The 9,446-nt window shown below is 44.5% G+C and carries 7 protein-coding genes, 1 tRNA gene and 1 riboswitch; of the genes, 7 read left to right on the top strand and 1 reads right to left on the bottom strand.

Annotation, left to right across the window (positions count from 1 at the left end; all coding sequences use genetic code 11):
- Both L990_RS11205 and L990_RS11200 read left to right on the top strand, forming a co-directional pair.
- Positions 1-74 (top strand) — tRNA-Val (locus L990_RS11205).
- A 299-nt stretch (positions 75-373) separates the two neighbouring features.
- Entirely contained in the window at positions 374-1,579 is a 1,206-nt protein-coding gene (locus tag L990_RS11200) for a 6-phosphofructokinase (protein WP_047449079.1), read from the top strand.
- 38 nt (positions 1,580-1,617) lie between these two features.
- Here L990_RS11200 and L990_RS11195 read toward each other — a convergent pair whose 3' ends face one another.
- Entirely contained in the window at positions 1,618-2,007 is a 390-nt protein-coding gene (locus tag L990_RS11195) for a VOC family protein (RefSeq protein ID WP_081981687.1), read from the bottom strand.
- 216 nt (positions 2,008-2,223) lie between these two features.
- On the opposite strand from L990_RS11195, the gene L990_RS11190 reads away from it, so the two are divergent.
- From L990_RS11190 to L990_RS19250, 5 genes are all read left to right on the top strand, one after another.
- Positions 2,224-3,255, top strand: coding sequence for a branched-chain amino acid aminotransferase (locus tag L990_RS11190; protein WP_262480648.1), 1,032 nt, complete (start codon positions 2,224-2,226; stop codon positions 3,253-3,255).
- Between the two features lie 417 nt (positions 3,256-3,672).
- Positions 3,673-3,855, top strand: a riboswitch (cobalamin riboswitch).
- A 26-nt stretch (positions 3,856-3,881) separates the two neighbouring features.
- On the top strand, positions 3,882-5,036 hold the full coding sequence (locus tag L990_RS11185) for an ABC transporter substrate-binding protein (protein ID WP_052180931.1): 1,155 nt from the start codon (positions 3,882-3,884) through the stop codon (positions 5,034-5,036).
- Positions 5,037-6,077, top strand: coding sequence for an iron ABC transporter permease (locus L990_RS11180; RefSeq protein WP_052180930.1), 1,041 nt, complete (start codon positions 5,037-5,039; stop codon positions 6,075-6,077).
- The gene (locus L990_RS11175; RefSeq protein ID WP_047449040.1) at positions 6,077-7,114 is read left to right on the top strand and encodes an ABC transporter ATP-binding protein; all 1,038 of its coding nucleotides are present in this window, start codon (positions 6,077-6,079) and stop codon (positions 7,112-7,114) included. Before L990_RS11180 ends, L990_RS11175 begins: the two co-directional genes overlap by 1 nt.
- Positions 7,115-7,590: 476 nt before the next feature.
- Positions 7,591-9,342, top strand: coding sequence for an RDD family protein (locus L990_RS19250; RefSeq protein WP_052180929.1), 1,752 nt, complete (start codon positions 7,591-7,593; stop codon positions 9,340-9,342).
- The last annotated feature ends 104 nt before the right edge of the window (positions 9,343-9,446 follow it).

The raw sequence follows: 9,446 nt of genomic DNA, 5'->3' as shown, positions 1-9,446 counted from the left end.
GGAGCATAGCTCAGCTGGTTCAGAGCATCTGCCTTACAAGCAGAGGGTCACAGGTTCGAATCCTGTTGCTCCCACAGAGAAATAGAGGGAAAAGTCGAAAGGCTTTTCCCTTTTTGCTTTGTATAATTTGGTATTAGAATCAAACAAGAAAGCAGAAAGAGATTCGATCCTAAGTCTTCTTACACTTTGTTGCTCTTTGTTTTCTGTGTTTAACTCCCTTGTTTCAATATTTTATATTCGCTGAGCATCTGCTGCAATGTTTTGCAGAGATTGGCAGGTTTTCTTGTTTTTGAAGGTGAAAAAAAGGCCAGAAGCATTCTCATTAAACTAAAAATAGGCTAAATTACAGGCAAACTAATTACCCTAAATGATTATGGCAAATACTAAGAACTACAAAGGAGTCATCGGCGTTCTTACGGGAGGGGGCGATGTTCCTGGGTTAAACCCTGCAATCCGTGCTGTCACTTTTCGTGCTATTCGGGAAGGCTACAAGGTTGTTGGGATAAGGAAAGGCTGGGAGGGGATGATCACTATCGACCGATCAAAGAAACCCAACGAGCAGGAGGATGCTATTGAGCTAACAGATTTGATGGTTAACCGTCTTGGCCGTACAGGCGGAACCTTTCTGCACTCATCCCGAACCCGTCCGGATAAAGTTCGATTGGATAGAGTTCCTGATATCTACAAAAATGTGTATACCCAAGATGTAAACGATATGACCAGCGAGGTGATGGCGAACATCGATTTTCTGGGGTTAGACTATCTGATACCTATAGGAGGGGATGATACGCTAAGCTACGGTGTTCATCTGCATAATAAGGGAGTTCCTGTAATTGCTATTCCCAAGACGATGGACAATGACGTTCCGGGAACAGACTACTGTATAGGCTTTGGAACTTGCATTTCGCGTACGATTGAGCTGGCGCATGAGCTTCGAACATCGGCTGGATCGCATGAGCGGTTTTTGGTGATTGAGGTGTTTGGTCGGTATGCTGGATTTTCGGCATTACTGCCAGCTATGGCTGGTGCTGCCGATCGTTGCGTGATTCCGGAGTATAAGTTTGATATTGAACACCTGGCAGAGCTAATGGTGCGTGATAGGGCAATGAATCCAAGTAAGTATTCTGTTCTTTTGGTTTCGGAAGGTGCCATGTTTAAGGATGGCGCCATGATTTATCAGGGCGAAGAGGCGGATGCGTACGGGCATAAAAAGCTTGGAGGTATTGGCGATCTAGTTTCTGAGCAGCTACGTAACCATTCGGCGAAGTTTAACAACGGAAGAAAGGTGGATGTAATCAATCAGCGGTTAGGTTACATGGTAAGAAGTGGTGCTCCTGATGCCTTGGATAGCATAGTTCCGATGGCTTTTGGTAATCTGGCTCTCGATTTGATTTTAAAGGGCAATACGGGGCGTTTGGTGAGCTTGCGGAACGGGCGTTACGACAATGTTCCTATCGATGTGGTGACGAGCTACAAAAAGAAGGTAGATATTGAGAAGTTTTATGATGCCGAGCGGTACCGTCCGCGCTACGAGCATTTTAGTGATAAGCCGCAGCTGATAATGACCAGCGATTTTTAGCATAAAGGAGAGGTTTTAGCCTCTCCTTCCTGTTTTATTTACTTAACGGAGTGTATTGCAACCCTATTTCCCTCTGTATCGATAATGAGCGACATGTAGCCGATATCCTCCTTAATCAGGGTTTTGGGCATAATTACCGTTCCTCCTGCTGCTTCGACCCTATTTAGCTCTACATTTAGGTCGCCAGCTTGAGACGAGAAGTAAATGAGCACGCCATCGCTGGAAGGTTTGTAGTATTCGTCGTGTTTTACGAGCGAGCCCGGAGATCCGGGGAGCTTATCGTTCCAAGGGAACCATCCCATCTCGAGCCCTTCGAGGTTTACCACCTGAATTTCTACGTCAAAAACTGTTTGATAGAAGGCAACAGCCCTGCTCATATCCACCACGGGGATTTCGAACCATCCTACCATGTTACGTTTTATTTCCATAGCATAAGGTTTTAATTTTACCCAATATACGATAAGTTTTATCGTCTTTTCCACCTTAATAGTTGCAGGTATATTAGGTGATGTGCTGAAAATTATTATTTCAAGTCTGTTTTTTAATTATAAAATGTAAGTGTAAAGGTGTTTTTCGGTTATAGATTGATTTTTGATATGGTTTTTTTATAGAAAAACTATTACATTTGGGCAGTAGCAGAAAATATAAGTAAGCTTATGGAAAATTTAGACTGGGGAAAATTGCCATTCGGTTATATTAAAACCGATTACAACGTTCGCTGCACATTTAAAGATGGAAAATGGGGCGAGTTAGAGATTTCTGATTCCGAATATTTTCCAATTCATATTGCGGCGACAGGGCTACACTATGGTCAGGAAGCTTTTGAGGGATTAAAGGCTTACCGCGGTAAGGATGGTAAGATTCGTCTTTTCCGTTGGGATGAGAATGCCAAGCGTTTGGCGCGTTCGGCTGAAGGAATTTTGATGGCACCAGTGCCTGAGAAGCTTTTTGAAGAGGCCATCCTTAAGGTTGTGAAACTTAACGAGCGTTTTGTGCCACCTTTTGGTACAGGTGCTTCGCTATACATTCGTCCACTTTTGTTTGGATCGGGTGCCGAGGTTGGTGTTAAGCCTGCAAGGGAGTATACCTTTATTGTATTTGTGACCCCAGTAGGGCCATACTTCAAGGAAGGTTTTAATCCAGTGAAGATTGCCATTGTTAAGGACAGCGACCGTGCGGCTCCGCTAGGAACAGGTACGCTAAAGGTTGGTGGAAACTATGCTGCGAGCTTACGTGGTGTGGTTCAGACTCACGACAAGGGTTATGGTTCGCCAATGTACTTGGATGCTAAAGAAAAGCGTTACATTGACGAGATTGGTGCAGCAAACTTCTTCGGAATAAAGGATAACTGCTACATTACTCCACAAAGTACGAGCATTTTGCCTTCGATTACCAACATGAGCTTGCTAACACTTGCCGAAGATTTAGGGTTAACTGCCATTCGTCGTCCGATACCTGTTGAGGAGTTGGATACATTTGAGGAAGTTGGCGCTTGCGGTACCGCTGCGGTAATTTCTCCAATTGGCGAGATTGCAGATCTTGAGACTGGAAAGACTTACAAGTTCTGTAAGGATGGACGTCCTGGCGCTTTATCGACTAAGCTTTACGAAACCTTGGTAGGTATTCAGTATGGCGATGTGGAAGATAAGCATAACTGGGTGACTGTTTTGGACTAAGGATTTTTATCTTTATATGTAAGGGCGGCTGTTGTCGCCCTTTTTTGCGTAGTAGAGGTTTTGGTGATGCAGGAAGGCCGTTTGGTGGTTTATGCTCGATTGGGAAGGTGCTGAGAAGGCGTACTGCGAGTAGCCGCTTGGGTGTGAACCATTGTTGCCTCTGTTTTGCTGAAATTGGCCCAGTTTGAGACGGGAAGAGAAAGGGATAGAGGCGAGAATATCGCCATATACGGCTGTTGTAGATGGGGTATGGCTATGCTATTGGGCATTCCGAGGCGTGCCTGCTTTATAGGTTGGAAACCTTATGCGGATGAATGGTGATTAGATGGGCTATTGTTAGCCTATATTGGGCTCTTGTTAAGGTTTGTTTCGGTTGGAGATTGGCTTGCCGAAATATCTTTACTTCTAAATTTTTAAATACCTTTGCACCAGCTTGGCAAACCCAGTTGGGTTTAGAGGGAATCCGGTTAAACTCCGGAGCTGTACCCGCAGCTGTAAGTTCTAGTAGCGGCTTTTAGATATTTACCACTGTCATCTGATGATGGGAAGGTTCTAGAAGAGGAACGAGCCAGAAGACCTGCCAAACAAACCAGAAATCAACTTTCGGGATTAAAAGTTTAAAACAAATGATTAGAGTTTTCGCCCTTTCGGGGTTAGTTTCTTTAGCATTACTGCTAGGCTCGTGCGGAAATAAGCAGGGCAGCCAGCAATCAGCCGGCAACGGGGAGGATTCATCCTACTTCTCAACTAAAATCAGCTTAAAGTACTTGCGCGGATTTAAGGTTACCTACCATGGCAGCTATGCCAAAGTGGATGTTCGCGATCCCTTCGACACTACCAAGACCCTTAAGACCTATATTTTGATAGATCGGAAGGCCGAAAAGCCTGCGAACCTACCTTCGGGGACAATTATCAAGGTTCCCGTAGAGCGTTCGGCGTGCTTTTATGGGCTAACCGTGCACGAATTAGCGAAACTTGGCGAGAATCAGACGGTGACTGGCGTTGCCGAGATTCAGTACGTGAAGGATAGCTTGGTGCTTGCTAAGTATAAGCGCGGACAAATGGTTGATTTGGGCGAAGTAGCGCAGGCAAATGTGGAGCGTGTTATCGAAGCAAACCCTCAAGTGCTCATTGTATCGCCTGTATCGGGCGGTTCGCTGCGAAAGATAGAGGAAACTGGTGTACCCTTGGTGTACGATTGCTCGTACTTAGAGAATACTCCGCTTGCCAGAACAGAGTGGATTAAGTTTTTGTCGCTGTTTTATAGGAAAGAGGCGTTGGCCAACCAACTTTTTGACAGCGTGGAGGCTCGCTACAACCGAGTTTCGAAGATTGCCAAGGCGGTGAAGACGCGTCCGACGGTGTTTTCGGAGAAGAAGTTTGGGCAGGTGTGGTACATGCCGGGAGGTGCGAGCTACATGGCCAGATTTTTTGAGGATGCTGGATCGAACTTTATGTGGAAGGACGATAAAAGCACCGGTGCGCTGTCGTTGGGCTTTGAGGCGGTGCTTGCCAAGGCATCTGATGCGGACTTTTGGGTGATTAAGACCAATACCCCTTTTGTGTACACCTACTCGCGGCTAGAGCAGGAGTTTGGTCTTTACAAGAGCTTTAAGGCATTTAAGAAAGGGAACGTAATAAACTGCGATACGGGGCGTTCGCCCTACTACGAGGATGGCTTTTTGGAGCCTGACGTGATTTTGACCGACTTGGTGAGCCACTTTCATCCGGAGCTGATGAAGGGCTACCAGCCTAAGTACTTTAAAAAGTTGGATAGGTAGATGTTTGGAACCAACCATAGGAGGCATTACGGGCGGCTGCTGATATTTTTGGGGCTGCTGATACCGTTGCTGATGCTGCTGAACGTAGTTTGGGGCACCGTGACGATTCCCGTGGGGGAGGTGATGTCTATTATTATGGGTAAGGAGTCGGATAATGTGGCTTGGAACAACATTGTGTGGGTTTCGAGGATTCCGCAGTCGATAACGGCAACGTTGGCTGGCGCTTCGCTGGCTGCGGCGGGACTTTTGCTGCAGACGCTCTTCCGTAATCCGCTTGCCGATCCGTCTATCCTCGGAATTAGCACGGGTGCGAACCTTGGCGTGGCAATTCTGGTGCTTGCGCTGAGCGGTTCGATGATATTTGGAACGCTTGTGGGCTTTGCCGCCAGCATTCTGGCAGCATTTGCCGGATCGGTGGGCGTACTTTTTATCATTCTGTACTTTTCGACAAAGATTAAGAACACCGCGATGCTCCTTATTATAGGGATTATGGTGGGGTATATTGCCTCTTCAATCATATCTGTACTCAATTTTTACGCATCTAAAGAGAATATCCAGATTTTTGTTGTGTGGGGGTTGGGTGACTTCTCGAGCGTTACCTGGAAGGAGATGCCGATTTTTGTGCTGGCGTCGCTTTTTGGTGTTGGCGTGGCGCTGCTGCAGATAAAGCCGCTAAACGCCTTGCTGCTTGGGGAGAGCTACGCCTCGAATCTGGGCATCAACGTGAAGCGTTCGAGGATGCTAATTTTAATTGCGACGGGATTGCTAACGGCGGTGGTAACGGCGTTTTGTGGCCCTATATCGTTTATTGGGCTTGCGGTACCTCATGTGGCACGTATGCTGCTGGGAACATCGAACCATAAGACACTTTTGCCCGCTACCATTCTGTTGGGCGCTGTTGTGGCGCTGATTTGCAACATTCTGACGACGTTGCCCGGTGAGGGGGGCATTATTCCCATAAATGCGGTGACCTCGATGCTGGGTGCACCGGTGGTGATATACGTGATACTGAATAGAAAGAAACTTCAATACTTCTCGTGATGAAAAGAGCGACGACCAATAGCGCGGGCGACACGACCAACCTTTATGCCAGCGACCTTTGCATAGGGTACTCCGGCAAGGGTAAGGAGGTTATGCGCATTCACGAGAACCTGAACTTAGAGCTCAAGGCTGGCGAGCTGACTTTTTTGCTTGGCCCCAACGGTGCTGGTAAATCTACCTTAATTCGTACGCTGGTTGGCTTTCAACCTAAGCTAGACGGAGAGGTTACCATTAACGGCAGGCGTATAGAGGGGTACAACGAGCAGGAATATTCGAAGCTGGTGAGCGTGGTTTTAACGGAGCGGTCGTCGGTTGGAGGTATGACGGTGAGAGAGCTCGTTGGTTTGGGAAGATATCCGCACGTTGGGTTCTTCGGAATTCTTAGGCGGAAGGACCGATTGGTGGTTGAGAAGGCAATTCAGGAGGTTGGCATAGCAGATTTGGCCAACAAGTACGTGAGCGAGCTTAGTGATGGCGAGCGCCAGAAGGCGATGATAGCAAAAGCGCTGGCACAGGAGACTCCTATCGTTGTTTTGGACGAGCCTACGGCTTTTCTGGACCTGCCCAGTAAGATTGAGATAATGGTTTTGTTGCACGAGCTGGCAAACAACACCAACAAGAGCATCCTTTTATCGACGCACGACCTAGAGCTGGCGCTGCAGCTGGCTGATAGGATTTGGCTGCTCTCGAAGGGGCGCCCTATGGTGAGCGGTGTGCCCGAGGATCTGGTACTTTCGGGCAAGTTCAACTCGTTTTTTGAGCGGGAGGGTATTCTTTTCGACAAGGAGACGGGATCTTTTAGGGTTCACAACCCGCTGGCCAAATCTATCCATATAAACGGGGTAGGCGTGGAGGCACAATGGGTAGCCAACGCGCTGGTGCGAAATGGTTTTGCGCCATCAACCGATCCGGATGCGGAGTTTAGGGTAGATGTGAGCGAGGAATGTCCGGGCGAGTACATGGTTTACCGTAACTCGGAGAAGGTATTTACGGCTGATTCGATAGAGATGCTGCTTAAGCTGCTGAAGGCATCGTAGATGGTGGCATTTGGGGAATGCCTGCAAGCATTGCATGGAGCTCGTTTAAGGAAACGGGCTTTTTTTATGCCCTTTTGTTAGGTAGCCACCAGCAGGCGCAAAGCTGTTGGGGCAGCGCAGGGGTGGCTACGAATATTGATGAAGGGGCTGTGCGTTTGTTTCTTAGTTATGGCTTTCAACGGTGAGCGCTAATGATCTTGAGTTAAAGGGTACGGATTGTTTTTTAGAGAATATTTTGCTAGCTAATGCATGTTGTGTAGGATTATTTTGAGGTAGACAACCTTTGGGGATAATGCGAAAATGTACTTCATTTGTGATCTCGTAAATATTGAGATTCTGAGGGCTGTTGGTATTGACATGATTTCTTTAAGATCTATTTAAGGCACTATCTGAGGTATTCTAAATAAGGTTTATGAGTTTTTCATGCCGATTTACTTCTGCTTTATAAAATTTTGTATAATCAAGTTTAAAATTATATGCTGAGTATTTTTAAAATAACAAATGGTAAGAAGGTTGCCGTATTTGCCGCATTGGCAATTCTTTCGGGGTTGATATTTGAGCTGGTGGCTTACCTTGGTTTTATTACAACTCAAGAAGGTTTTCATCTTTACTGGAATCTGAAATGTATTTCTCCAAATTTACAGATGGGGTTGCTTAATTCTGATATCCAACAATATCATGGAAATGGGAATGCTATTCCTGTAAATCTATTTAATGTGCTGATTTATATTACAGGTTTAGTCGGTTTGGTTATTTTTTATGTGAGCAAATTTAAAGAGATTAGGCTTATTCGTTTTTTCTTTTCGATTGTTTTTCTATCAAATGGGATTACGCTTTTTTTTATGGTAATTAATGCCATACGTTGGATTAGTAATCCTGCTTTTAACCTGTTTCTTTGGGTGCTAAACTTTGTAATGGTAATTTTTTGGTGTCTTATTTCTTTTATAGTGTTACGACACTACATGCAAGAGCGAGAATTGGAAATGGATAGTGAGGTTGAAGATTTGTTTGGAAACAAAGGGATTTATGAATCTCCTAGTAAATTACAGCGCTTATTTCATTCATTGGTTGACACTTGTATTGCAGTAGGTGTTTGTTCTGCCTTAGTAGCATCATTTTATTTAGGAGTGATATCAAACGATTATTTTGCGACACCTACATCCTTGGAGCGTTCGTTAGTTATACTACTATCGATGTTTGTTCTCTATGCCTTATTTGAATGGCTATTTGGAGCGACACCTGGGAAGATGCTTACAGAATCTAGAACCATTAAAACTAATGGTGGTAAGCTTACTTTAGGATGTGTCCTTGGCAGATCATTTGCTCGCTTTATTCCTTTTGAATCGTTCTCATTTCTTACTTATGGAGATGGCTGGCATGATTTATTAAGCAAAACAACGGTAGTGAAGGAGAAAAGAACTGGCATTGCCGGGAGGTGGTATTGGCTTCTTCCTTTGGGATATCTGCTTCTTGTAATAGGAATTTACGTTGGTGGAGAAATGCTGGAGAAGTATCGTTTTAAGCAAGAGAATGAAAAGAACTATAGCAGACATTATAACCAACTGCAGAGGCAGCTAGATAAAATTACACCTAATACTGTAATTATACTTAACTCTATTGAGGGTGATTATTCAAGTGGGCATATCTCGTTAATTGTAGATAAGGTTATTTCAGATGCTGTTGAGGTTTCGATTATTCCAAATGAGGGCGTCTCGAATTTGTCTGAAATGGCTCAGCGATATACTCAAATGAAGCCGCTAGTTGGTGGAGTGAGAATATTGATATCTGATTTGAAAAAAGGTATAACACCATCCATGTCTGACTATATTAGTAATAAAATTGTAGGATTTAGGCTTCCAAATGATAATCATCGGTATGCAATCTCTGATTTTGCGTTGCTTGATCGTCCTTTTTTGAGTGCTCGAGGAAAGGTGTTGTACGATAGCCAAATTATAACCTTTTATTTAGAAACAAAGGGGAGTGCTGCTGATTTGATTGCTGCAAAAAATATAGAGGGTGATATAAATTGGGCTGGCACGTTACCTCTTCAAATTAAATCGGCAGACTTAAATAGCTCTTATGAGAATGAAATTACAATGATTGCAAACAACTGTAGGAAAGATGAAAACATTAAAAGTATTCTTACTTTGAAAGATTCGCAGGGTTGCATATATCAGTTTATGCTTACTGTACAAGATAAGGAATGTAGTATTGAAAAGATAAATTAGCGGCGAATTTGAGTTGTCTATCTAGAATTAATATTGCTGCTAATCTCTTATTTTGGTAATATCAAATCTAAACAGAACAGGTTACCTTTAAAATATAAATCGAC

This window comes from Alistipes sp. ZOR0009, assembly GCF_000798815.1.
Lineage (GTDB): Bacteria > Bacteroidota > Bacteroidia > Bacteroidales > ZOR0009 > Acetobacteroides.
Note: the sequence above shows the minus strand (reverse complement) of the source record. Positions and strands in the feature narration are given on the sequence as shown.

Excerpts from the sequence above, each read along its gene's own strand:
- L990_RS11200 (WP_047449079.1), top strand. The coding sequence starts at position 374 with ATGGCAAATACTAAGAACTACAAAGGAGTCATCGGCGTTCTTACGGGA.
- L990_RS11195 (WP_081981687.1), bottom strand. The coding sequence starts at position 2,007 with ATGGAAATAAAACGTAACATGGTAGGATGGTTCGAAATCCCCGTGGTG.
- L990_RS11185 (WP_052180931.1), top strand. The coding sequence starts at position 3,882 with ATGATTAGAGTTTTCGCCCTTTCGGGGTTAGTTTCTTTAGCATTACTG.
- L990_RS11180 (WP_052180930.1), top strand. The coding sequence starts at position 5,037 with ATGTTTGGAACCAACCATAGGAGGCATTACGGGCGGCTGCTGATATTT.
- L990_RS11175 (WP_047449040.1), top strand. The coding sequence starts at position 6,077 with ATGAAAAGAGCGACGACCAATAGCGCGGGCGACACGACCAACCTTTAT.
- L990_RS19250 (WP_052180929.1), top strand. The coding sequence starts at position 7,591 with ATGCTGAGTATTTTTAAAATAACAAATGGTAAGAAGGTTGCCGTATTT.